The sequence below is a fragment of the Thermogemmatispora argillosa genome (assembly GCF_059696725.1).
In genome coordinates, this window is record NZ_AP019377.1 from 3,497,801 (window position 1) to 3,522,774 (window position 24,974).

The following is a 24,974-nucleotide window of genomic DNA, read 5'->3' on the forward strand; positions in this document are numbered from 1 at the left end:
ACGGTGAACACAACAACAACAACCCAACACCGATTCGCAACAAGCAAGACGCAAACGGCTGGGACCCTCGCCTGACCTGGCTGGGCGACGCGAGCGGCGTGCAAACACGGCACGCTGTCCGTGAGGCCAGAGCCGGCCTGGTGCCAGCCACTGGAGGTACAACGAAGCATGTCTACGACGATGAAGCCCACAGAGAGCGGAACGGCCTTCCTGCTGACGCCGGTCAGCGAGAGTGCCGACAAAATATTCACCCTGGAGCAGATGGATGACGAGCAGCGCTGGATCGCCGAATCGGCGGCCACCTTCGTCATGCGCGAGGTCCTGCCCAAGCTAGAGGCCGTTGAACACCAGGAGCCGGGCGTCATGCCCTCACTTGTCAAAAAAGCCGGAGAGCAGGGCCTGCTCATGATTGACATTCCCGAGGCCTACGGCGGGGCCGAACTGGGCCTGCTCACCAGCGCGATCGTCGCCTCCTCCATTCACGAAGCCTCCTTCAGCGTGGCCTTCGGCGCCCACACCACCATCGGCACCCTGCCGATCGTCTTCTACGGCACGGAAGAGCAGAAGCGCAAGTACCTGCCGAAGCTGGCCACCGGTGAATGGATCTCGGCCTACGCCCTGACCGAGCCGGGCGTAGGCTCGGACGCCATGAACCTCAGCACGACGGCGCGCCTCTCCGAGGACGGCAAATACTACCTGCTCAACGGGACCAAGCAATGGATCTCGAACGCCGGCTTTGCCGACCTCATGATTGTCTTCGCGCGCGTCGATGGCCAGCGGCCCTCGGCCTTCATCGTCGAGACAAGCTGGCCGGGCATCTCCACGGGCGCCGAAGAGCGCAAGATGGGCATCAAGGGGTCCTCGACCCGTCAAGTCTACTTTGAAGACACGCCGGTCCCCGTTGAAAACCTGCTGGGCGAGCTGCACAAGGGCTACAAGATCGCCTTCAACATCCTCAACATCGGGCGCCTCAAGCTCGGTGCCGGTGCTGTTGGGGGAGCGCGCACGGCCCTCGACCTGGCCGCGGCCTACACGACCGAGCGCAAAGCCTTCGGCAAATTCCTGCACGAATTCGGCATGATTCAAAAGAAGCTGGCGCGCATGGCCGCTGAGACCTACGCAGCCGAAAGCGAGGTCTTCCGCACCGCCGCCAACATCGAGAACGCCCGCCGCGGAGCCGGCGACAACACCGAGCAGGTCTTTAAGGCCATCGAAGAATTCGCCATCGAGGACTCCATCGCCAAGGTCCACGGCAGCGAAGTCCTGGCCTACGTCGTCGACGAGGGCGTCCAGATCTTTGGCGGCTACGGCTACATGCAGGAATACCCGATCGAGAAAGCCTATCGCGACGCCCGCATCCAGCGCATCTTTGAGGGCACCAACGAGATCAACCGGCTGGTGGCCGCCGGCACCCTCTTCCGCCGCGTCCTGGGCGGCAAGATCGACCTGATGCAGCGCTACCCGGCCATCGAGGCCCGCATCAAAGCTGGCGAGGTCCCGCCTGCCCCCGGCGACGAGGTGCCCGCCGAGCTGCGCGCCGCCGTCCACGCTGTCGAGCGCGCCAAGGACGTGGCCATCTACGCCGGCATGCGCGTCGCCATGCGCTACATGCAGGCCCTGGAAAACGAAGAGGAATTCATCGAATACCTGGCGAACCTGCTGATCGACATCTACGCCAGCGATAGCGCCCTGGCGCGCGCCATCCAGGCCATCCGCCGAGGCGACGAGAACAGCGACCTCCATAGCAAGCTGGCGCAGCTAGCGACCTGGCTGGCCCATTCGCGCATCCGTCTCAACCTGGACCAGATGATCATGACCTACTTTGAACCGGAGACGGTCGGCGAGGAGCTGGCTCGCGTGCGCGCCTACATCGGCGACTACCTGGTGAACGGCGTGGCGCTGCAGCGCGAGATCGCCGCCGCGGTCGTCGCCAAGAAAGGCTACCCGCTGCCGCACTTCTAAGCCACGCCCTGACTGGCTGGCTGACTGACCGGCCAGCCAGTCAGCCAACCGAGCAGATAACCAGATTCTCTCTCCTGCCCCCATTGCTATCCGGTGTGATAGCGTGACCGAGTGCCAAAGGCCGACGGCGGTCGGTGGACTGTGGGCGAGGGCCTGGCGGGCGCAGTGACCAGCCACGGACATCCCGGCCCACCCTTCCGCCGCCGTCGCCGGCTGGTCGCCGAAAGGAAGCGATGGATAGCGAACGCAAACAACCGTTGCAGGTCGGTGACGTCCTGACCTACGAGCGCACCTTTCAAGAAGAGGATATCCGCCTCTTCGCGGAACTCTCGGGCGATAAAGGCCGCCATCACATGCAGCCCGACGCCCAGGGCCGACTGATGGTCCACGGCCTGCTCACCGCCAGCATTCCGACCAAACTGGGCGGCGACCTCAACTTCATCGCGCGCAGCATGCAGATGGAATTTCTGCGCCCGGTCTTCGCTGGCGACCGCGTGCGCTGCGAAATGACCGTCAGCCGCCTGGAGCCAGAGGACGGCTATCTCCTCGTGGAGCTAGTCTCCGTCTGCCGCAACCAGCACGGCAAGGAAGTGCTGCGCGGACAGGCCCAGGGCATCATTCGCCAGGCGTCGCCATCTGCCAGCTCACCAGCCAGCGGGCAGGCCACAACCGAGCAGAGCACGCCCTAGCAAGGTGACCAACCGCCGCGGCTCGCCAACCCGGGCCGGCCCAGTGGAATAGTTCGCCTTGCCAGGCAGCACGCACCGACTCACGATCGGATCAATCGCACCACCCTGTCGCGGCAGCCCAAGGCTGTCCAGGCAGGTGCCCTGTTCTCACAACAAGCAGATACATACGAGGAGCAGATCCCCCATGATAGATGCTGTCATTGTCAGTGCCGTACGCACACCGATCGGGCGCGCCAACAAAGGCGCCCTCAAGGACGTTCGCCCCGACGATCTGGCGGCCTTTGCCATTCGCGGCGCCCTTGATCGCGTACCGCAGCTTGATCCCGCGCTCATTGAAGATGTCATTCTCGGCTGCGCCTTCCCTGAAGGCGAGCAAGGCATGAATATGGCGCGCATCGTCGCCCCGCTGGCCGGCTTGCCCGAGACCTGCGGCGGCGTCACCGTCAACCGTTTCTGTGCCTCCAGCCTGCAGGCGGTCAACATGGCGGCGCAGAGCATCATGCTCGGCCAGGGAGAGGCCATCGTCGCCGCCGGAGTCGAGAGCATGTCGCGCGTGCCGATGGGCGGCTTCAATCCCAGCTTCAACCCGCGCCTCATCAAGCCAGCCGAAGGCGAGAAATACGACTGGCCCTATCCGCCCACCGAGCAAGAGTACGGCTTCTACAGCTACATCCCGATGGGATTGACCGCCGAGAACCTGGCACGCAAATACAACATCAGCCGCCAGGCCCAGGACGCCTTTGCCCTGCGCAGCCATCAGCGCGCTGTCGCGGCCATTGACAGCGGCTTCTTCAAGCGCGAAATCGTCCCGGTCAAGCTGCCCGATGGGCGCATCATGGACACCGACGAAGGACCGCGGCGCGACACCTCTATGGAGAAGCTGGCCGCGCTGGAACCGGCTTTCCTCAAAGACGGCACCGTGACCGCCGGCAACTCCAGCCCGCTGAACGACGGAGCCGCCGCCGTCATCCTCATGTCCGCCGACAAAGCGCGCGAACTGGGCATTCAACCACTGGCGCGAGTCGTCGCGATGGCCGTCGCCGGCGTACGCCCTGACATCATGGGCATCGGGCCCGTCCCGGCGGTCAAGAAGGTCCTGCAACGTGCCCGCATGCAGCTCAGCGACATCGACATCATCGAACTCAACGAAGCCTTTGCTGTCCAGAACCTGGCCGTGATCCAGGAACTGGGCATCGACGAAGAGAAGCTCAATCCGCACGGAGGCGCCATCGCCCTGGGCCATCCCCTGGGTTGCAGCGGCGCCCGCATCGTCGCCACGCTCATCAATGACCTGCAGACCGCCGATAAGACCCTGGGTCTGGCCACCCTCTGTGTCGGTGGCGGCCAGGGCGTAGCGACCATCATCGAGAGGTTGTCGTAGTCATGGGGTACCAGATTCGCAAAGCGGCGGTCATTGGGGCCGGTGTCATGGGGGCCGCCATCGCCGCCCATCTCGCCAACGTCGGCATTCCCAGCCTTCTGCTGGACATCGTCCCGCCTGACGCTGGCACAGACCGCAACCGCATTGCGCGCACCGGCCTGGAGCGCGCCCTCAACGCCCGTCCCGCCGCTTTCTACAGCAAAGACAAAGCCAAACTCATCACTGTTGGCAACATTGAAGATAACCTGCAAGAGGCTGCACAAGCAGACTGGGTCGTCGAAGCCGTCTTTGAGCGACTCGATGTCAAGCAGCAGCTCTACGACAAACTGGAGCCGCTCCTTGGGGCTGAGACCATCGTCAGCTCCAACACCTCCGGTCTGCCGGCGCACCTGCTGACCGCCGGGCGCAGCGAGCGTTTTCGTCGTCACTTCCTGATCACCCACTTCTTCAACCCGGTGCGCTACATGCGCCTGCTGGAGATCGTCCCTGACCAGCAAACCGATCCGGCCCTGGTCAGCTTCATGCAGGACTTTGCCACCGAAGTGCTCGGCAAAGGCGTTGTCCTGGCCAAGGACACACCCAACTTCATCGCCAACCGCATAGGCGTCTATGGCTTCCTCTCGACCATTCGCCGGGCTCTCGAAGAGGGCTACAGCGTCAGCGAAGTCGACGCCATCCTTGGCCCCAGCATGGGCCGGCCCAAATCAGCGGTCTTCCGCACAGCCGACCTCTCCGGCCTTGATACGCTGGTCCATGTCGCCGACAACATCTACGAAAACGCTCCTGACGACCCCGAGCGCGAAGTTTTCCGCGTGCCCGAGGTAGTACGCGAGCTAGTGCGGCGTGGCTGGCTAGGAGAAAAGAGCGGTCAAGGCTTCTACAAGCGCATCAAGAACCCGGGTGGCGAATCCACCATTCTTGAGCTGAACCTGCAGACGCTGGAATACCAGCCCCAGCAGAAGCCGCGCTTCGAATCCATTGGGGCCGCCCGCAACATTGAAGACCCTGCCGAGCGCATGCTGACCGTGCTCAACGGAAACGATCGCGCCGCCCAACTTGCGCGCGAGACCCTGGCCGACTCGCTCATCTATGCTGCGCGGCTGGCGCCAGAAATCGCCGACAGCATCGTAGCCGTTGACCAGGCCATGCGCTGGGGCTTCAACTTTGACCTGGGCAGCTTCGAAGGCTGGGACATTCTCCTGCAGCATCCCGAAACGCTCTATCGCGTCCTGCGGGCCCATCCTTCCTTTAAAGATGTCAGCGAAGAGCAAGCGCCGGCCAGCCTCAGCGCCCTGGTCGAGCAGCATGGTGCGCGCCTGCCCGAGCTGGTGCGCCAGGTCATCACGCAGGGAGAAGGGCGCTTCTACAGCGGCCCCATTGGGCAACGGCGCTACTTTGACTTCCACACTGGCAGCTACCAGCCGGTGCCGCAGCTCCGCGGCAGCCTCTCCCTCAGCGTTGCCAAGGCCCAAAACAAAGTCATTCGCGAAAACGGCTCTGCCTCACTGGTCGACCTGGGCGATGGCATTGTCTGCGTCGAATTCCACACCAAGATGAACGCCATCGACCAGGACATCATCGAGATGCTCCATTACGCCGTCGAAGAGGGACAGAAGCAGTACCGGGCCATCGTCATCGCCAACGATGCCCCGGACTTCTCGGCGGGTGCCAACCTCTTCCTGATGCTCGTCGGGGCCCGCAACGGTCAATGGGAGATGCTAGAGCAGGCCGTCAACTCCTTCCAGCAGGTAAACATGCTACTCAAATACAGCCCCATCCCGGTTGTCGTAGCGCCCACCGGGCGCACCCTGGGTGGAGGCTGTGAAATTGTCATGCACAGCAGCCACGTCCGCGCGCACGCCGAGACCTACATCGGCCTGGTCGAAGTCGGGGCCGGTCTCGTGCCCGGCGGTGGCGGCGTCAAAGAGCTGCTCCTGCGCCACGGGGCCCGTCTCGAAGATCAACAAGCGCGTGGCTCTGGAGGACCATTTGCCGCCCCGCGGCGCGTCTTTGAACTAGTGGCGATGGCCACGGTCGCCACCAGCGCTGTCGAGGCCCAGGAATACCGTTTCCTGCGGCAGAGCGACAGCATCACCACCAATCGTGATCTGCTGCTGCGCGACGCCAAGGCCGACGCCCTGCGTCTGGCCGAAGCGCGCGAAGCGGGCCGCTGGCAGCCGCCGCAGCCGGCCATGCTCCTGCTGCCCGGGCCGGGCGGGCGCCTGGTACTGGAGCAGCAAATCGAAAACATGCTGCTCGCCGGCAAAATCACCGAGCACGACGCCGTGATCGGGCGCCATCTGGCGCGGATTGTCACCGGCGGCAATACCTCGCCCCTGACGCCGCTCACTGAGCAGCAAGTCCTTGACCTGGAGCGCGAGGCCTTCCTGAGCCTCTGCGGCATGGAAAAGACGCAGGAGCGCATGCAGGCCATTCTCATGACCGGCAAGCCTCTGCGCAACTAACCAGAACCAGGCTCGCCCAACAGCGAGCAGCCATCAACGACCACCCATCGATCGGGCCAAGCTCAAAGCGAGCGGGGCCGGGGTCACGACGGGCGCGGGCGGAGCCGCCTGTCCACCTACCTATCCGTCGCGGCCCTGGCTCCTCGCGGCAACCAAAGAACCGCCAGAGGAAAGCGAAGAAGCGCGCTCCCGTAGCGTGGCCGGTCCCGGAGCAGCGGCGCACTCCAGCCAGTGGGGCACCGGGACGAAGGACAGACAGCGGAATGCAAGACTGCCAGTCAGTCGGATCGCCTCCGCGCGGAAGCGGGGGCCTAGCCGCAAGGAAAGGAAAGGAGCCGAATCCATCATGGCGATCGACATCAGCAAGGCCACCCTCAAAGAGCTTGGTCAACTGGGAGGAGACGCTATCATCGTCGGCGAGATTGACGACAAACTTGTCAACCTGCCGACCTACCGCGAGCTCTACCATCGCTGGGAGAAACAGCAATGGAGCACACAGGACATCGACTTCAGCGCTGACCGTCAGCAATGGAGCCAGATCGAGGAGGCCGCCCGACCGGTACACATCAGCGGCTTCGTTGTCTTCTTCCAGGGAGAAGTGAGCGTCACTCACACCCTCATCCCCTACTGCGCCGCCGCCCCCAAAGAAGACCAGCGCATCTTTCTCACCACCCAGCTCGTTGACGAAGCGCGCCATTCCGTCTTCTTTGACCGCTTCTTCCGCGAGGCCCTGGGCTTTGAAGGTGAGGACATCGAGGCCCTGCTTGCCCAGATCCGTCCCCTGCTGCGCGAAAGCGAACGGCAGATCCTCATGGAAGGCCTGGTCGAGATCGGCCAGCGCATCCAGGCCCAGCCCGACAAGCTAGAGCACCTTGTTGAGGGAGTGACCCTCTACCACATCATCACCGAAGGCACACTGGCCCTGGCCGGGCAGCGCAGCATGCTCAACCGCAACAAGCGCATGGGCTGGTATCCGGGCTTCCAGCAAGGTTTCAACGCCATCGCGCGCGACGAATCGCGGCACGTCCTCTTTGGCGTGCGCTTCTTGCGCGACATGGTCCAAGAGGATGCCCATTATGCGGACGTGATCCGCGAGACCATCCAGAAATGGATGCCGCAGATCCATGACATCCTCTACCTCTCGGACTTCCAGCGCGCCTTGTTAAGCAGCTTTGGCGAGGACCCCGACGAGCTGCTCAGGTTTGGCATGAACTCGCTGCGCAAGAAACTCAAGGTCATCGGCGTCCCCTCTGACTTCCTGCCGGCGGTCGCCTAGCAGCCTAACTAACTGCTGCGGGAGAGCGATCGAACGTATGGCGCGGGCCTTGGCGGGGGTGTGGAGGTCCGCGCCCTCTTCTGCTGCCGTGCGCGTAGAGAGCGGGCGCCCCACAAAGCTCAGCTCCTACCTACCAAGAGCAAGCCAGCCAAAGCAGCAGAGCAAGCAGCGCACGGCCAGCCAACAAAAGCAGGCCAGGCTGACGGCGCAAGCGAAAGCAACCGAGCCGATCAACCTGGCCTAAGTAAGGAACCCTCTTACCCGTCTGAGAGAGTCAGCGGAACAGGCCGACGCCGGGCGAACAAGCCGAACAGATGGGAGGCCTGAGCGCTAGAAGTAGGCCTTCTCCGTCTCGGCATCGAAGAGGTGGATCTGATCGGGATCAACATGCAAGCGCAGCGGCTCACCAACCACCGGGTGTGAGCGCGGATCGAGGCGGGCCACCAGCGTAGTACCGTTGGCCGACATATGGACCTGCACCTCATTGCCCAGGTGCTCCACCACATCGACCGGAGCCACAATCGTCGAAGTCGCCGTATCGGTACCTGCCGGCAGCAGAGCGGCATCGCGCAAATGCTCGGGGCGAATCCCAAAGATCAGCCGGCGCCCTTTGGCCGCCCGCGCCTTCTCGGCGTAGTGGGCCGGCACCTGCACCCGTCCGAAACCATCCAGCACAATACTCACCGAGCCATCGTGATCGACCACCTGAGCGTCCGGGAAGAAATTCATCGCTGGGGACCCGATAAAGCCGGCCACGAACATATTGGCCGGATGGTCATACAACTCCTGCGGAGGCCCCATCTGCTGAATCTCACCCTGGTGCAAGACCACGATGCGGTCCCCCATCGTCATCGCCTCTACCTGATCGTGGGTCACATACACAAAGGTCGTTTGGACGCGCCGGTGCAGCTTAATGATCTCTGCCCGCATCTGCACACGTAACTTGGCATCCAGGTTTGACAGAGGCTCATCCATCAGGAAGACCTGCGCATCGCGCACAATGGCGCGTCCCAGCGCCACGCGCTGCCGCTGGCCGCCGGAGAGTTCCTTGGGCTTACGATTGAGGAGATGCGCAATTTCGAGGATCTCAGCAGCCTCCTGCACCCGCTTCTTAATCTCCTGGCGGGGAACACCACGGAGCCTGAGGCTGAAGGCCATGTTATCGAAGACATTCATGTGGGGGTAGAGCGCGTAATTCTGGAAGACCATCGCCACATTGCGCTCTTTCGGCTCCACGCCGTTAACCAGCATGTCGCCGATATAAATCTCTCCAGCGGTCGGCTCCTCCAGTCCGGCGATCATCCGCAGGCAGGTACTCTTGCCGCACCCCGATGGGCCGACAAGGACCAGGAACTCCTGATCCTTCACCTCAAGGTTGATGTCACGCACCACATCAACCTTGTCAAACCGCTTGTAAACGTGTACAAAACTTACACGGGCCATACTAACTCCTTTTCGCTCTTGCTGGTAGATCCGCTCCTGAATCTACCAGGGCCTTTGCTAAAGAGCTATCGCTTGGTGCCACGTTGCAACTGACTGCTGAGTCAGAAGGGAGTCAACGGGGCTTCTTCGCGCACCAATTGCCCAGAGGGCCAGGTCGAGCTTCTCCTTGCCTTCACCTGGACAAGCGCTATGTAGAGTATATACACAATGCCCAACGATTGCAATGAGCAATGCTCTTGCGAATCAAGCGAGAGGGATACGAGAGCCGCAGCCGGAGCAGCCGGGAAGGGTCCCAGCCCAGGAAGGAGCCGAGAGCACGGGGGCTAGATCGCGTCTGACGGGCTAGACCCCGCCTGGGAGTAGAAAAGCACCGCTGTACGCGGGGCGAGCAGTTGCATTTGAAAGTCAGCGGACTTATCCGTCTATTGTATGATACACAAGACAGCCCTGGCTCCCTGCGCTGACCAGCCCAAAGGTCCTAACTAGCAAGCGGCGATTGGGCAGGAGCGAGCGCCCTGGTCTGGCGTAGCGAGCTGCTAGCTTGTTAGCTTACAAAAGCAGATGGAAAGCCAACACGTTGCGCACATCGCTATCATAACATTGATTGAAATATGTAGTCTCTCTGTCAATTTTCAAAAAAGGCGAGGTTGCCTCTAGACAAGAGGAGATGTTTTCGTGCATACTATGAGTGTGCGTTACCGAGTATGTTGCTAACAAGTAGCATACATTGTTATCACAATCGCTGAGTGGCTATAGACATCGCTCAACCGCAGGGGATCGCCCCGGAGACCTTTACTGATCCAGACCAGAGAAGGGGAGGAAACCATGCTGACGACCAAGGAACAGGGTAGCGAAGTTGCGCGCTTACTCAAGCAAATCAGCGATGAGTACGAGGCGGCGCAGCGCGGCCTGAACGGGCTGGCCTGTGGTGTCTCGCGCCACGACTTCATTACCGCCAGAATGGAGCATCTGGGCCAGCTTCACAACCAGCTTCAGGCCATTGTGGGCGACGCGGCCATCGCGATGATTGCGGAGCGGCTCAATACCCTGCACTAGGGAGCTGGCAAGGCTCTTTTCCGCGCGAAACGGCCCACTGGGCCGTTTTTTTTCATGGGGGGCAACGAAGAGAGCATGGGCCGGCGCAGCCGGAGGGAGACGAGGGCCTTGAGGGGCGGCCTGCAGCGAAGCGACACCTGGAGAAGAGAAGGGCAGGGATGGAGGGGAAACCACCCCTGCCCGCCGTGGGAGAGCAACGCGGATCGGAAACGGTGCATCGCCACGAGGGGCGGTTAGAGGAAAAGAATCTAGGACTTCTCCCCCGAGCGAGTGCTTATTTATTGCGCGCGTGATTGAGCGATCCCTGCCTGGATGGACTACCTACCGACAGCCTTGTAGCCTCTTCCTAGTCTTCTGGGCCAGCCGCTGGCGAGCGAAACCTTGATGGCCAAGGAGCGAACCAAGGTACGTACCGTACAAACAAGCCAGGGAGTCGGCGAGGGCGCTCAAAGAGCAAGCGCAGCGCAAGGATGCCATAAGCGCATCCTTCAACAAGGCAGCGTCCTGACAGGCTTGCCGCCCATTGGCCACAGGCCCATCACTACAAGGCTGGCCCCTGGGCTCACCTGCCCGCCCGACGAGAGGAGCTAACTAATGCAGCACCTCCTCCAGAGAGAGCAAACGGCGCTCAGGCTCCTCGAAGGAGGCGGCCAGCGTTTCCTCTTCGCGGGAGGCGAGCCGACCGGGCCAGACGCCACTTACCACATACTCTGTCTCCTCATATAAGAAAGTTTCCTGATCGAAGACATTGTATTCTTCATCAAAGAAACATTGGAGCCAGGCCGTAAGATCCTCGGAGCTCAGGCCTGGAGCCCCCTCGCAGACGAACCATTCGGCAATGCCCTGCAAGTAAGCGCGGTAGTCGGGTGAGAGGGGATAGCGCCGCTGGATCAGATAGGTCTTCTCTTCGATCTCCTCATAGCCAGCTTCGCGGAGGTAGCCCGCCAATTTCGAACCGACCCAACTATCTTCGAAAGGATAGCCATGCTCGACGCGCACGCGCTCCCAGCGCTCGCGCGCCTGAAAAACGCGGGCCTGGAGGCCGGCATCAATGGTATGAAAGCGGAGCGTCCCGAAGTCGATGTCCTTCACGATCAGGCGGCCCCCGGGCACAAGGTACTGACCGAGCGTCTTGAACGTCTTGACCGGCTCAGGCAAGTACTGACTGACATTGGCGCTAAAGATAGCATCGACGGTACCATGCGCGAGAGGCAACTGCTCCAAGGGAGCCAGCTTATACTCAACCTGGGAAGCGTACCAGGTGCCCGCGCTGCGTCGCCGGGCGGTAACCAGGGCTTCGACCGAGATATCTACGCCGATAATGCGTCCTTGGGGGCCGATGGCCCGGGCCAGCAAAGGGACCCAGAGGCCGGGGCCACAGCCGGCATCAACCACGAGGCTTCCCGCCTTGAGCTGGAGGTCGCGCACCATCTGTTCGCGCTCTGCTGCCTTGCAGCGGTGGTGCATTTCCAGCCAGGCAACCGCATTGAGTGGAAGCCCGCATTCATTACCAAAGACCGGATTATTCGCTGCCATAGTACAATCCTCGCCTTCGCGCACGTGGCGCAAACAAAGGTTTCTTCAATGATGAGGAGAGTATAACATGCAGGCCACTGAGAAGACAATAGTGTGTGTACATTTGTAGGAATTTTGTAATACTTTGTTCATGATCCAGCCTGAGCTAGAAGGCTGCATCGCGTCCTATCATGCAACCTGGCAAGTGGGCACGATGCACAAACACTGCACGCTCGATGCTAGAAAGCCCCTTCAGGCCGCTTCCCACCTTGAACAAGCCTGCTCCTCACGATATTAAAATGTTGTAATAAATGGAAGGATGCATGAAAATGCTTTCATGTGAGAAAACGCCCTGGTAATCTGCTCCATCGACGTGATATAATCGGCTCAGGCAAATCCTTTCTCTGCAACCAGATCAGGCAAGAAGAGAGTAGAGACAGATCCATCTTCAGCGCCGCCTCTCACCATCACACGTGGACGCAAGTAAGCAAGCATACAGACATAGATCGTTGATCCGCAGCGTAGCCGCCGTCCGGGCCTGGGCTGGACTCTTCTAGCGGCAGCGCTGCTTACTAGCGCACCCGTCTCGTTCCATAAGGGAGGAAGCTAAGGAAGGAGCATCGAGCAACATGAAGCAAGGACATGACCCTGCACGCCCGCCGCGGCAGAGGCAGCGGGCTAGTGGGCCCGAAGCGCGTCCTCCGGCGCGTAGCCGTGGTCGCCATGCCAATCCCGGCGCGGCCAAACGCTCTCGGCGCCGGAGCGGGTCCCGCTCCGCCGAATCTGGCCCGGCCATCGCGGGACTTACTCCTTTCAGCCTGACCCTGCAGCGGATTCTCAAGCGTGACCGAGCGCGCATCTCCCAATTCGCCAATGCCCTCAGTGTCTCTGAGAACACGGTCTATCGCTGGATGAATGGCCAATCGGAGCCGCGGCCTGCCTATCTGAGGCAGATGGTAGAGGTGGTAATGCCTGAGTATCGACGCGAGCTGCAGGAAGCTATCGAGCAGAGTTTTCCAAATGTGCTGGACCTGCCGCCGGCTGGCGAGGTCCCGCCGGTCTCCCGCGAGCTCTACCGGCAGATCCTGGAGCTGCGCGCGACCATTGTGCAGGACGACAGCCGACGCTGGCAGATGATCCAACTTATTTTCGAAGCGGCCATCAGGCATCTTGATCCTGAACAGCGTGGTTTGGCGCTAACCTATGCGGAGCTAATGCCGCCGCGTCCCGATGGCATCCACTCCCTCTATGAGGCCGAGGTCCGTGCTACCAGCCCCTGGTCGGAGACGCAGGAAAGCCGGGCCTTTCTTGGGAGCACGACCCTGGCTGGCACCGCGGCGATGCTCCAGCGCCTGCAGACCTGGAGTGAGCTAGATCGCGAGCAGCGCCATCAGTTCGTCGCCGAGGAGTTCGAGCGCAGCGCCTGCGCCTGTCCCGTTCTGTTTGCCGGTCGCTGTGCCGGGGTGCTCATCGTCTCCAGCACTCAAGCTGATTTCTTCTCGCCAGCCGTCTGCCAGGCTGTCAATGAGTATGCCCTGCTGGTGGCTCTGGCTCTGCCCGAGTCGGCTTTCTATGATCCCTCGCTGATTCACCTGCGTCCCATGCCTGATATCCGCTGGCAGCGTGAAGAGATCAGCCGTACCTTCGTGAACCGCGTCATTATGTACGCACGCCGTTTTCAGCTTTCCCGTCCAGAGGCAGAGAAGCGCGTCCGCATGGAGATGGAAGAGGAATTTGAGCAACTGGCGCCGATGCATTTCGCCCTTTCGACGGAGCGGCCTTGAGCGTTGCCGAAGCAGGAGCGCAGCGCTCAGGCCGCTCCTCTTACCTCTGGGCCGCGCTCTTGCTCTGGGGGGCTCCTCTGGTCGGCTCGGCTGCTGCTACCAGCCAGTCAGGGCAGCAGCGAGCTGCCTCGCCTTGCTCTGCCAGTGAGGGCTGAGGCGTCGGGTGAAGCGAGGCGCTCAAGCTGGGGGCGCGCTTCCCTGGGCCAGGGCCACTGGCGTGTGGGGCATCTTTGTCTCCCGGTATTTTCCTTGACAGTGGGGGCCTGATCTGCTAGCTTTTTGGTACAAGTGAATAAGCTCTATTCACTAGAGTGACTCTCTTTGAGGAGCAAGCTCATGCAGTCTCCAGAGCCGGCAGGTGCCCCGCAGAGTAGCGGCCAGGGCCAGCAGGAGCCAGAGGAGAAAATCGCTTCTGACTCCTCGACTCCCTCGCCTTCAAAGGAGTCTGTAAGCCAAACGCTAGGGCCAATCTCGGGGCAACCACCGTCTACCGCAGCCGCTGAGCCAGTAAGTGATTTTGTCTATCCGCCGCCCCCTTCGTTTTATGAGCGTCTCGCTCCTGGCGTGGAAAGACAGGGTTCCCACGTGCAGGCCAGGCCTACGCCCGGCACTGGGCGGCCAGCAACCCCCTCAGCGCTCCCTCCATTTCCGCCGTTCACTTCTCCAGAGGCATCCCGTCAACCGGAGATATCTTCTTCTGGACCCTCTGCACCTTCCTCATCCTACGGAGGTTCAGGCTGGTCACAGAGTGGGGCCCCGGTGACCACCGCCAGGCGCTCGCGGCGCATCGTTTGGATCTTGCTCGCCATCCTGGGCCTGGTCTTGCTCGCCTGTATCGGGGTGGGCGCCTGGGTCGTTGCTGGGCCTGTCAGACAGCTTCAGCAGCAGTATAACGGCCTGGTGGCGCTGGTGAGCGACTACTATGATGCTATTCAGCGTCAGGACTACGCCCAGGCCTTTCAGGATTTGCAGCCTGGCGGTTTCCATGCTCAGCTAACACAGCAGGGATTCATTCAGGAGGCGAACGATTTCGATAAGCGCTATGGCCCTGTTCTGAGCTATCAAATCCGTTCGCTGCCTGATCTTGGTCTGCAACAGGGACCAACCTATACCGTGGAGGTCGATGTAGCGCGCAGGCACCTGTCCTACACAGTGCTGCTCACGGTGCAACAGGTAGGCGATAGCTGGAAAATTATCGACTTTGATCGCATTTGATGAGGGACAGAGCGGAGATCAGCAGCGTGTTTGCTTGCACTGTGGCTCCAGGCGGTGCGCCTCGGCAGGCGAGTATGCGTGCGTAGGGCAAAAAGCGAACCGGACGGGCCAGCTAGCCTCGGTCCGGTTCGCTATGGAGGGCGCAAACCAGTGAATGATGCTACAGCGCGTCACCTTTTTTAGGCGTAGTACAGCAGCTAGCTATTGTGGGCCGTAGTAGCATTCTGGTTCTGGTTGTTCTGCGTAGAGAGACGCGACTGCAGCTTGGCCTGCAGCTTGGCCACCGGCGTCGGCGTCTCGCGGCCCACGCAGGCGCGCAGGTCACCGCGGTAAAAGCGCCACGTGCTGCCAACTTTGTGCCCTGTGAGCTGGCCAGACCACATCAGGCGGTAGAGCGTCGAACGGCTGACGCGCAGATAGTTCATAGCCTCTTTGAACGTCAACAGAACATCGTCATCTTGCATAACTGGCATTGCCATCGATTCTCTCCTTACGACCGATTGATGAGTTCACCGCTCAAAAAGAGCATTTCTTGGATACTGAGAGCTATATGTAGATATATTGTCTCAACGCTGGTTATCCTAACCTACCTTGATACACTTTTTTATGGAGATCCGGTTAACATCAGGTTAAGTTTTGCCCTCCGGCGTTCCGCATTCATAACCATCGATCTAAGGGAGCCGCGTGCCGACCGAGCCGGGTTGAGCTGATAGTGGTGATGGAGAGGAAGCGCGTAGAGAGAACACGGGCGACCCATGCCATGCAGGGCGTACGGTATAGCTGCGACGGTGTCTGATCCTTGCTCTGACCAGCGCCCTGGCGAGTTGGGAGCCGGGCAGGCGAGGCCAGTATCGCTGCTCACCGCAACTGACCAGGCGCCTGAGCCAGCAGGGCGGACGAGATCAGCAGCTCAGCAGAGAGCAGAACCGAACAAACTGGCAGCGATACTGAGCCAAGGGCGAGAGCCGGGCCGCGCCGGGCTGGCGGATAGAGAGGCTGCGGATAAAGCGGAAACATCCTCCTTTCAGGGCCATCAAGACTCGACGGGAGTCGGTGCAGTGAAGGTATAGCCAACGCCGGGCACAGTCGTAATATAGCGGGGCTGGTTGGCATTTGGCTCGATCTTCTGGCGCAGATGGCGGATATGCGTCTTCACCAGGCCCGAATCGCCGGCCTCATCGTAGCCCCAGACGCGTTCAATAATCATATCGGTAGTCAAGACCTGGCCTGTGTGAGTCATCAGCAGATGCAGCAAGCGGCTCTCCGTGGGAGTCAAGCGAATCTTCACGCCATCGCGCACCACCTCATGGCGCATGGCGTCCAGCGAGAATGGTCCCACGGTGATCGTTGACGAGTTGGTAGAGCCACGCACATTCGAGGCCCGGCGCAGGATTGCCTTGATTCTCGCCAGCAGTTGACGCGGGCTAAATGGCTTGCGCAGGTAATCGTCGGCTCCCAACTCCAGCCCGCGGATCTCGTCCTCCTCCTGATCGTGGGCCGTCAAGATCAGCACCATCGAATTGGTCTCGTTGCGCATCTGGCGGCAGACCTCGAAACCGTCGATCTTAGGCATCTCAACATCCAGAATCACCAGGTCGGGCAGCGTCTCGCGCCAGCGCTTGATCGCCTGCTCGCCATCGAAGGCGCGCACTACCTCGTAGCCATGCCCTTTGAGCCAGTAGCTCAGGATGTCCACCATATCGCGGTCGTCATCCGCTACCAGGATCTTCACGTGTCTTTCCTCCTGATTTGCAAGCCTGTTGCTGCTCTTCTCCCCCACTGGGGACGGATCGGCGTGTGTTCGTGGCTGTAGCTAGCCGGTCGGGTTAAGCTTTCACTGCTAGTAACGGGTCGTATTCAGGGTGGTAACAGCATGATACAATCTGGGCTACGACCAGTCACCCGATTGGCTACCTCGCCGTGCGAATCTTGGATTCCTGGTGCTGGGAACTTAGCCATCCTACCCTCTCACGAGGCCAAGGACCAGGGCCGGATCGGGTCGCCGGACAGGTAGCGCCAGCCGAGGTGAGAGGAAGAGCGAGATCGCTAGACCAACAAACAGGCTGGATACGGACAAGAAGGGAGCACAAGCACAATGACAGGGGAGCAATCTGGAGTTCTGGAGCGAGAAGCTTTGCTAGAGCTGGCGCGAACAACGGCGCTTCAGGCCTATGCCCCGTATTCCCATTTTCGGGTCGGCGCAGTGGTGGTGGCTGACGGTCAGCTCTATCGTGGGGTCAATGTGGAGATCTCAAGTTATGGCCTGACGCTGTGCGCTGAGCGTGCGGCTCTCGCCGCCGCGCTGAGTGCGGGCGCGCGCACGATCACTCATGTGGCTGTGGCTTGCATCGATGCGCCGCCTGCCGCTCCTGCCTCAGCGCGTACGCCCTGTGGGGCCTGTCGCCAGTGGCTGGCTGATCTGGCTCCCCAGGCCACCATCTATATCGATGGCCTTGAGGAGAGCTTTACTGTCAGTGATCTCTTGCCTTACGCTTTTGGTCTCTAGTCCGGGCGCTGTTCAAGCCGTGCCTGACTCGCGGATCAGGCACGGCGGCGGTGCCCGCCGTCTCGTCTGACCTGCCTGGCTGACCGGTGCTAGATGTCGGCTCTCCCTGTTCTTTCCTCAGCACCTGCTTTTATCTCCATCGATGCGATATCTGGTGAAAATGATCGACTTATGGTACAATATAAGCAGCGTGTTCCAGCATGGCTGATTGCTGGCCATGCCGGCCCCAGTAAGGAAATGTACCTTGCCAGCCGGTTGCTTGTTCCTTCAACGCTGAGGAGGACATATGTTCCGAACATACCAGCTGCCTACTCCTTCCATTGGAATTGAAGAAGAGTTCCAGCTTGTCGACCCGCAGACAGGCCGCCTTGTGCCCGGCGTCCACACCATTCTTGAGAAAGGAGCCTCTCAATTTGGCGAGCAAATCAAGCCAGAGATGTTGCAGTCCACGATTGAGCTAATCAGCCCCGTCTATCCTAACATTGCGGCGGCGCGCCTGGAGACGCAGCAATTACGTGCGCGGCTGGCGCGGCTGGTGGCTCAGGAGGGCCTGGCCTTGGTTAGCGCTGGCACGCATCCCGGCGGCTTGTGGCAGGAGCAGCAGCGGTCCAATCATCCCCGCTATGTCGAGCTTGAAGAGGAATTTCAGGATGTAGGTCGCTCGATTCTCATCTTTGGACTGCATGTCCATATCGGCGTCGAGAACAACGACATCGCCATTGCCCTGATGAACCAGGTCCGCACCTGGCTTCCTCATCTGCTGGCGCTGTCGGCCAATTCTCCTTTCTGGGGCAACCGTATTACCGGCTTGAAGTCCTACCGTGCTGTGGTCTGGAAGCGTTTTCCGCGCAGCGGGCTGCCAGAGGTCTTCCCGACCTGGGGCGATTTTGATCGCTATGTGCAGGCGCTCATAGAGAGCGGCTGCATCGATAATGCGAAAAAGATTTGGTGGGATCTGCGCCCGCATCCATTCTTTAAGACCCTGGAGTTTCGGATTTTCGACATGCCAGCGACCATCGAGGATACGCTTGCGCTGGCTGCGCTCTGTCAAGCGCTGGTGGCAAAGCTGACCTGGCTCTATAAGCACGGCATGGGACTGCATGTGATGCCGCGCGATTACCTAGAAGAGAATAAGTGGCGGGCCATGCGCTACGGCCTCGATGCCCAGGTCATCGATTTTGTGAATCATCGCACGTTGCCCATGCGCGACGCTATTCATGAGCTGCTTGACTTTGTCGATGATGTCCTCGACGATCTGGGCACGCGACGCGAGATCAACTACTTGCGTTTCCTGCTCGATGATCCTCGTGGCACTGGCGCTGATCGCCAGATTGCTATCTGGAATGAGACGCACAGTTTTCTGGCTGTCATCCGGTATCTGATCGAGACGACGCTTGAGGGGGTCCCTCTTGACTCCGCTCCCGACCGACGGTCCCTGATGACCCGCTCTGACTAAGAGCCTGCTCTGGCTCTTTCCTGCCTGGCTGCTTGAGGGCTGAGCTATCGGCGCGGGCCTGGTGGTTCTCTGATGCTTTTCCCTGGGTTGACGCTGCTTATGTGTGAGGGCGGAGGGAGGTCGTTGTCTCTCTCTGCTGGGGGAAAGCTGGCGCGCTGCCTCCGGGGCCTTCGCGCTGCTTTGCTCGCCGGGTAGCTGCTTTTCTGCCAGATGCTGCTTGCGCTTCCCCGTGAGAAGGTGTATACTTCTCGGGAACAGACCACTAGCCAACACTGTGGGGAAGGCTGGGCGTTCACCTGGCTGGGTGAGTCGCTTGCCAGTCTTCCCCCTGTTTCAGGAGTTTCGAGTAAGAACGATGAAAGTCATTCTCCTTCAGGATGTAGCGGGGCTGGGCAAGGCCGGCGATGTAAAAGAGGTTGCCAACGGCTATGCGCGTAACTATTTGCTGCCACGTAAGCTTGCTGCCGGCGCTACGCCTGCCTTGCTTGCCAATCGCGAGCAGCGTATCGCCGCAGAACGACGCCGGCTGGAGAAGCAGGAGCAGCTCAACCGACAGCTTGCTGAGCGGCTGAGTCAGGTCACACTGACCTTCAAGGCGCGGGTGGGACGCAACGGACGGCTCTATGGCTCGGTGACGAGCCAGGATATCGCCGATGGCCTACGCCAGGCTGAGGGCCTGATCATTGATCGCCGCATCATTGAGCTGCCCAGCCCCATTCGAACTACCGGCACCTTTGAGGTTCCGGTAAGAGTGGCTCGCAATCTGGTTCCGCGGATTACCGTGCGCGTAATCGATCAGGAGGCCGTTGAGACCGCAGAAGCTACGGAAGCTGCAGCGACTGAGGCCTCCGAACAGGCCGAGCCAGCGCAGGAAGAGTAAAGGGCGCCCAGCCGACCCGCTCTGGGCGCCCTCCTTTCTCTAGCTCCCTGGTTTCCTCCTTCCTTTAAGTAGTTGGCTGGTTGGCGCTCTAGCCACCCTGATCAAGCCGGATCAGAGGCGCTCAATGATGGTGGCGATCCCCTGGCCGACGCCGATGCACATGGTTGCCAGCCCATAGCGCCCACCGCGGCGCTCTAGCTCGTGAAGTAGCGTGACCATGATGCGAGCGCCGCTGCAGCCCAAGGGGTGCCCCAGCGCGATAGCACCGCCATTCACATTGAGTTTCTCTTCATCGATTTCCAGCTCACGCACGCACTGCAGTACCTGGGCGGCGAAGGCCTCGTTCAACTCGATGAGATCGAGGTCGTGGATGCTCAGCCCGGCGCGTTGCAGGGCCTTGCGAGTCGCCGGGATAGGTCCCAGGCCCATATAGGCCGGGTCGACGCCGGCGACCGCAGTAGCGACAATGCGCGCTCGCGGGCGCACTCCCAGCGCACGGGCCTGACGCTCGCTCATCATGACCAGAGCAGCCGCGCCATCGTTGATGCCTGCTGAATTGCCGGCGGTGACGGTCCCTCCTTCGCGAAAGGCGGGTTTGAGGGCGGCCAGCTTTTCTAGCGAGGTATCGGGACGTGGATGCTCATCTTGGCTGACAAGCACTGGCTCCCCTTTTTTCTGCGGGACAGGGACCGGGACAATCTCCTCAGCGAAGCGTCCATCTTGCTGGGCGGCGACGGCTCGTTGATGGCTGCGCAAAGCGTAACGGTCCTGCTCCTCGCGGCTGATGCCATAGCGCTCGGCGACATTCTCCGCCGTCTCGCCCATGCTGTAGGGGTAGTGCATAGCGGCGAGCTTAGGGTTGATGAAACGCCAGCCCAGGGTGGTATCGTAGAGGGTGGCATTGCGGCTAAAGGCGCTCTCGGCCTTGCCCAAGACGAAGGGGGCCCGCGTCATGCTCTCGACACCGCCGGCGACAAAAGTATCGCCGGCGCCGACCTGAATCGCCTGCGCGGCGCTGTTAATGGCCTGCAGGCCAGAACCACAGAGCCGATTGACGGTCTGGCCTGCCACATGGATCGGCAGGCCTGCCAGCAGTAGGGCCATGCGCGCAACGTTGCGGTTGTCCTCCCCCGCCTGATTGGCGCAGCCCAGGATGACATCTTCAACGCTGCCCGGTTCGATGCCGGCACGGCGCACAGCTTCGGCGATCACCAGCGCCGCCATATCATCAGGGCGCACATCTTTGAGCGCTCCCGCATAGCGTCCGATAGGCGTGCGCACCGCTGAGACGATTACCGCTTCTTCCATAGCTGTGGCCTCCTCTCTGATTGCTGCTGAGGCTTCGCTCACTAGTGGAGAGGTCAGGGTGCCTGGTCGGTCTGCTCTCAAGCTGGGCTGGAAGGTCACAGCTCAACGCTCGACCAGACCAGGGCAGCCCGTCTTAGCGCCCCTGGAATTGCGCGCGCCGCTTTTCAAGGAAGGCGCGCATACCTTCGCGCTTGTCTTCGCTGGCGAAGAGCAGGAAAAAGTTTTTGCGCTCAGCCTCTAGCCCCTCTTCCAGCGGCGTTTCAAAGGCTGCTAGCACGGCCTCCTTGGCCAGGCGGACGGCGATGGGAGGTCGCTCGGCCAGCTCTTTGGCGATTTTCAGCGCCTCCTTGAGGTGCTCGCCTTGGGGCACGACGCGGTTCACCAGCCCCAGATCGGCCAGCTCGCGGGCACTGATCTGGTTGCCCAGGAGCACCATCTCCATCGTGCGATATTTGCCCAGAGTGCGCGCCAGGCGCTGCGTGCCGCCGGCGCCCGGGATAATACCTAGAAGAATCTCGGGCTGACCGAAGCGGGCATTCTCAGAGGCTACGATGATGTCGCAGTGTAGTGCCAGCTCGCAGCCTCCACCGAGCGCATAGCCGTTGACGGCGGCGATGAGCGGCTTTTTGATACGCCGGATGCGCTCCCAGGCCTCAAAGCCGCCCGTGAGCATATCGATCGGCGACTTATCGGCCATCTCTTCGATGTCAGCACCGGCGGCAAAGGCGCGCTCGCCGGCTCCGGTGATGATCATGCAACGGATGGCCTCATCGCGATCAAGCTCTTCCAGGGCTGTGCTCAGTTCGGCGACGAGCTGCGTATTGAGAGCGTTCAGCTTCGCGGGACGATTGAGCGTGACGATGCCCACCCGTTCATCGCGTTCAACGAGAATATATTGATATTCAGCCATGCCTCTCCTCGTTGCGTTGATCTGGGTTGTTTTGTTGTGCTAGGGTGTTGCGCCACAGCGTGGCGGGTACAGTGTGGTAGCGCGCTGGCGAAAGGCGAGAAGCAAAAGCTAATCTTCCCTCGCCTGCCGCCAGAACAGTCTTGAGATTAGCTGGTCCAGACGCCATGCGGGTCGCACTCGCGAATCAGGCGCAGCTCCTCTGGTGTAGGCGGAGCTGTTTCGGCACAGTCGGGCGCGAGGCGCAAAGGCCAGCCGGTTTGCTCCTGGACCTGCTCAATGCTGCTGCCTGGATGGTAGGACTGTAGCAGGGCTTCGCCGGTGGTAGGATCAAAGGTGAAGACGGCCAGCGTAGTGATCAGCACCGCTGGCCCCCCACGTGGCAGGCCCACGCGCTGCCGCCAGGCCACTCCAGCAGGCCCATGCTCATCAGGGTAGCCGTAGCCTGGGCTGGTGACAAAGTCGACGCGCTCGCGCAAGCGGTGCCGCTCATGGGGCATGATAATGGCCAGACGCTGGGCCAACGAGGCGATATCGGCCCCGCCGCCGCTGCCTGGCAACCGGACGCGCGGCTGCTGCCAGTTGCCGATTAGCGAGGTGTTGAGGTTCCCGTAGCGGTCAATTTCCGCTCCGCCGATGAAACCAAGTTCGATTTCGCCCGCCGCCATCAGGCCAATGACGTTGATCGTACCGGTGGCCCATAAGGCTCCGCAGATATTGGGCGCATCGCCCATCGTGTAGAGCAGCTCGCGGGCCGGCGTATCGCGAATCAGGCCCGTTTCGAAAATACCGACACAGTTGGGGGCATGGGTGCGCTTGGCGAGGGCGAAGGCCAACAACGGCAAACGCATGCCAACAAAGACCCGCTCGCCGTCACGGATCTGGCGCGCGGCGCACACGACCATCAGCTCACGGGGCGTGTAGTCCATTTCCCTTTCCTCCTTACCTAGTAGCTCTCTCGCTCACGGCGAGCATGCAGGGCGACACGACGCTCACTTGCTCCTTTGCTCGCTGGCTGTGGTCTTTGCCGGCGAGCATAAGAGAGGGCAGAAAGACCCTGATAGCCATAGGCAGTTAGCCAGTTAGCCAATCAGACAGACAGGCTGTGCTTAGTAGCCGTAGTCGACTGGGGCGGCGTAGCGGTGCTCCTTGACGCCCAGAGAGCGACAGCGGGCCTCGCCCAGCTTCGCCACGTATTCCTGGCGCGTCTTGAGGCCAAGCACCCACTCGTCTAGCCATTGCTGGAAACCCTCTGGTGTGCGCGTGCGCGTATGGTACTCATGGTAGAACTGATGGTCGCGATCATAGTAGCCTTGAACGGCTGAGGGATGGGCGCCCCAGGGTTCATGAACGACCGCGCAGACCTTGTATGAGGGCCCAATGACGCGGTTGGGGTCGCTGACGATAACCTCGCGCGGTACGATTTCTTCGGCGACAATGATCACCCGGCGTGCAGCCAACATGGCTTCTTGGCAGATACCGAGACTACCCCACAGATGGGCGTTGCCGTCTTCATCGCTGCGCTGGACGTGGAGGATAGTGACATCGGGCTGCAGGGCTGGCACGAGCAGCAGAGGGCTGCCATCGAAAGGAGAGGTAGTCTGCAGAAAAGTCGGGTTTTTGCGCGGGAGGTCGCTCCCCAGCAAAGAGCGCGTGGGGATATAGGGGGCACCCAGACTGGCGGCGCGCAAAGCCAGGCCGATCGTGAAATTGCTGTGGTCCTCAGTGACAATAGGACGAGGCAGGGCCTGCTCCGTTGCGCGACGGTAGCAGTGGCCCAGGCCTTCGCTGACGTTGCCCACCCAGGCCGCCTGGATCTTCGCCACGCAGCCAGCCCCAATGAGCTGATCGAAGAGGATATCGGAGATTGGTCCGATCAGGGTGAGGTCGCGGCGCCCCTGGCGAATGATCTCGTGGCCTGCAGCGAAGGGAATGCACGGCTCCAGGGCCAGACCCAGTGCTACCGAAGCCCCATCGGGGACATAGCGTCTGATCGCCTCGGTCATAGAGAGCAGCTTACTCATGTCGGTGTAAACTCCACGATCATGTTTGCATAGTCATCGGCCACATAGATATGGTCATGCTTGTCGATGACCAGTCCCTGTGGTTCGATAAAGCCCTGGCTTGCAAGCGTTTCGCGCTGGCCGGTCGCCAGCTGCAGGCGGATCAGGGCATGCACGGCTGGCGCCAGGTCGATCACCAGCAGGTTGCCATGTCCATCCCAGGCCACGTCGTCCGGCATACCGAAGCCGCCGAAGCGAACCTTGTGCCCGTTAGGACTGATCCGCCAGACTGCGTGGCCGCATTCATCGGCCACATAGACGTTGCCAGCCCCATCAACGGCTGCCCCTACTGGACGCTCCATACCTGTGGCCAAGGGTTGCAGGGCGCGACCATCCAGGCTCATGCGGTAGACTTCGCCGGTGGGGCTGTCTGGTACAATCAGGGTCTGAGTTGTGCTATCAAAGGCGATCCCATCGATCCCGGCTTTGCACGGCTGGCTACTCGGCGTACCCGGCAGGGTGCGCAAGACCAAGGGCATCTGTGCGCCTGGCATTAAGAGCAGCAGCCGGTTAGTGCGTTGTTCCGCTATGATGATTGTACCATCCTGGAGCACAACCAGCCCTTCTGGAGCGGCCAGGCCACGCGCGAGCACGCTCACAGAACCGTCCCGGTTCAGACGGTTGATGGTGCCGTTATGAGCGTCGCTAAAGAAAAGGTTGCCTTGGGCATCAAGGGCCAGATCGTCTGGCCTGCCATACCCGCGTAGAAGCAGGCGGCTGCGGTAGTGGTGCGGCGCGACTACCGTGCCGCTGACTGTGGCGGTGGCGCTGGCAGTGGCTGATTTCCCCGGCGCTGGCGAGGAAGGCGTGGACGTGGGCATAACGGCGGAGCCGGTGCTCCCGCAGGCACTCAACATGAGCAAACAGAGGAGCAACGCCGAGAGAATCCTCGAATGCTCGCTTCGCAGCATAGCGTGTCCTTCCCGAAAACCCCGATATGTGATCAATTGCTGACCTGGAGCAGCGATTGCTCCCCGCCTGGAGCCTGGCCATGCCGGCCCAGGGCAAGGAAAGCCAATCGCTGTTGCCGGCATGGAACAGGCGCTGTCTCTATTGCCATCGTATCAC

At 61.1% G+C, this 24,974-nt stretch carries 20 protein-coding genes; 11 read left to right on the forward strand and 9 right to left on the reverse strand.

What is annotated here, in order from left to right; translation table 11 throughout:
• Positions 1-168: 168 nt before the first annotated feature.
• From AC6H1L_RS13675 to AC6H1L_RS13695, 5 genes are all read left to right on the forward strand, one after another.
• Positions 169-1,962 carry an acyl-CoA dehydrogenase FadE gene (locus tag AC6H1L_RS13675; RefSeq protein ID WP_497598046.1) on the forward strand — a complete coding sequence of 598 codons (1,794 nt, stop codon included), beginning with the start codon at positions 169-171 and terminating at the stop codon, positions 1,960-1,962.
• Between the two features lie 233 nt (positions 1,963-2,195).
• Positions 2,196-2,651, forward strand: a complete 456-nt coding sequence (locus tag AC6H1L_RS13680) for a MaoC family dehydratase (RefSeq protein WP_497598047.1) — start codon at positions 2,196-2,198, stop codon at positions 2,649-2,651.
• Between the two features lie 184 nt (positions 2,652-2,835).
• Positions 2,836-4,032: a thiolase family protein gene (locus tag AC6H1L_RS13685; protein ID WP_497598048.1), complete on the forward strand. Its 1,197-nt coding sequence runs from the start codon at positions 2,836-2,838 to the stop codon at positions 4,030-4,032.
• 2 nt (positions 4,033-4,034) lie between these two features.
• Entirely contained in the window at positions 4,035-6,497 is a 2,463-nt protein-coding gene (locus AC6H1L_RS13690; RefSeq protein WP_497598049.1) for a 3-hydroxyacyl-CoA dehydrogenase/enoyl-CoA hydratase family protein, read from the forward strand.
• 346 nt (positions 6,498-6,843) lie between these two features.
• Positions 6,844-7,773: a ribonucleotide-diphosphate reductase subunit beta gene (locus AC6H1L_RS13695; protein WP_497598050.1), complete on the forward strand. Its 930-nt coding sequence runs from the start codon at positions 6,844-6,846 to the stop codon at positions 7,771-7,773.
• Between the two features lie 330 nt (positions 7,774-8,103).
• Here the strand turns inward: AC6H1L_RS13695 and AC6H1L_RS13700 are convergent, their stop codons facing one another.
• Entirely contained in the window at positions 8,104-9,216 is a 1,113-nt protein-coding gene (locus AC6H1L_RS13700; RefSeq protein WP_497598051.1) for an ABC transporter ATP-binding protein, read from the reverse strand.
• 825 nt (positions 9,217-10,041) lie between these two features.
• On the opposite strand from AC6H1L_RS13700, the gene AC6H1L_RS13705 reads away from it, so the two are divergent.
• Entirely contained in the window at positions 10,042-10,272 is a 231-nt protein-coding gene (locus AC6H1L_RS13705) for a hypothetical protein (protein WP_497598052.1), read from the forward strand.
• 591 nt (positions 10,273-10,863) lie between these two features.
• Here the strand turns inward: AC6H1L_RS13705 and AC6H1L_RS13710 are convergent.
• Positions 10,864-11,808, reverse strand: coding sequence for a methyltransferase domain-containing protein (locus tag AC6H1L_RS13710; protein ID WP_497598053.1), 945 nt, complete (start codon positions 11,806-11,808; stop codon positions 10,864-10,866).
• Positions 11,809-12,416: 608 nt separating this feature from the next.
• On the opposite strand from AC6H1L_RS13710, the gene AC6H1L_RS13715 reads away from it, so the two are divergent.
• Complete coding sequence (locus AC6H1L_RS13715) at positions 12,417-13,571, forward strand: helix-turn-helix domain-containing protein (protein ID WP_497598054.1); 1,155 nt, start codon at positions 12,417-12,419, stop codon at positions 13,569-13,571.
• A 759-nt stretch (positions 13,572-14,330) separates the two neighbouring features.
• Complete coding sequence (locus tag AC6H1L_RS13720; protein ID WP_497598055.1) at positions 14,331-14,786, forward strand: hypothetical protein; 456 nt, start codon at positions 14,331-14,333, stop codon at positions 14,784-14,786.
• Positions 14,787-14,983: 197 nt separating this feature from the next.
• Here the strand turns inward: AC6H1L_RS13720 and AC6H1L_RS13725 are convergent, their stop codons facing one another.
• Together AC6H1L_RS13725 and AC6H1L_RS13730 are read right to left on the reverse strand one after the other, a co-directional pair.
• The gene (locus tag AC6H1L_RS13725) at positions 14,984-15,265 is read right to left on the reverse strand and encodes a helix-turn-helix domain-containing protein (protein ID WP_297168068.1); all 282 of its coding nucleotides are present in this window, start codon (positions 15,263-15,265) and stop codon (positions 14,984-14,986) included.
• A gap of 554 nt (positions 15,266-15,819) precedes the next feature.
• Entirely contained in the window at positions 15,820-16,518 is a 699-nt protein-coding gene (locus AC6H1L_RS13730; RefSeq protein WP_497598056.1) for a response regulator transcription factor, read from the reverse strand.
• A 363-nt stretch (positions 16,519-16,881) separates the two neighbouring features.
• Between AC6H1L_RS13730 and AC6H1L_RS13735 the strand changes: the two genes are divergently transcribed.
• From AC6H1L_RS13735 to rplI, 3 genes are all read left to right on the forward strand, one after another.
• A complete protein-coding gene (locus AC6H1L_RS13735; protein WP_497598057.1) occupies positions 16,882-17,292 on the forward strand; it encodes a cytidine deaminase in 411 nt (136 codons plus the stop codon).
• A gap of 286 nt (positions 17,293-17,578) precedes the next feature.
• Positions 17,579-18,748 carry a carboxylate-amine ligase gene (locus AC6H1L_RS13740; RefSeq protein WP_497598058.1) on the forward strand — a complete coding sequence of 390 codons (1,170 nt, stop codon included), beginning with the start codon at positions 17,579-17,581 and terminating at the stop codon, positions 18,746-18,748.
• Positions 18,749-19,103: 355 nt separating this feature from the next.
• Complete coding sequence (gene rplI / locus AC6H1L_RS13745; protein WP_497598059.1) at positions 19,104-19,628, forward strand: 50S ribosomal protein L9; 525 nt, start codon at positions 19,104-19,106, stop codon at positions 19,626-19,628.
• 111 nt (positions 19,629-19,739) lie between these two features.
• Here rplI and pcaF read toward each other — a convergent pair whose 3' ends face one another.
• From pcaF to AC6H1L_RS13770, 5 genes are all read right to left on the reverse strand, one after another.
• The gene (pcaF, locus tag AC6H1L_RS13750; RefSeq protein WP_497598060.1) at positions 19,740-20,936 is read right to left on the reverse strand and encodes a 3-oxoadipyl-CoA thiolase; all 1,197 of its coding nucleotides are present in this window, start codon (positions 20,934-20,936) and stop codon (positions 19,740-19,742) included.
• Positions 20,937-21,069: 133 nt separating this feature from the next.
• On the reverse strand, positions 21,070-21,846 hold the full coding sequence (locus AC6H1L_RS13755) for an enoyl-CoA hydratase-related protein (protein WP_497598061.1): 777 nt from the start codon (positions 21,844-21,846) through the stop codon (positions 21,070-21,072).
• A gap of 146 nt (positions 21,847-21,992) precedes the next feature.
• Positions 21,993-22,772 carry a CoA-transferase subunit beta gene (locus tag AC6H1L_RS13760; protein ID WP_497598062.1) on the reverse strand — a complete coding sequence of 260 codons (780 nt, stop codon included), beginning with the start codon at positions 22,770-22,772 and terminating at the stop codon, positions 21,993-21,995.
• Positions 22,773-22,952: 180 nt separating this feature from the next.
• Positions 22,953-23,867 carry a CoA transferase subunit A gene (locus AC6H1L_RS13765; protein WP_497598063.1) on the reverse strand — a complete coding sequence of 305 codons (915 nt, stop codon included), beginning with the start codon at positions 23,865-23,867 and terminating at the stop codon, positions 22,953-22,955.
• Entirely contained in the window at positions 23,864-24,817 is a 954-nt protein-coding gene (locus AC6H1L_RS13770) for an NHL repeat-containing protein (RefSeq protein WP_497598064.1), read from the reverse strand. The genes AC6H1L_RS13765 and AC6H1L_RS13770 overlap by 4 nt, the downstream gene beginning before the upstream one ends.
• Between the last annotated feature and the right edge of the window lie 157 nt (positions 24,818-24,974).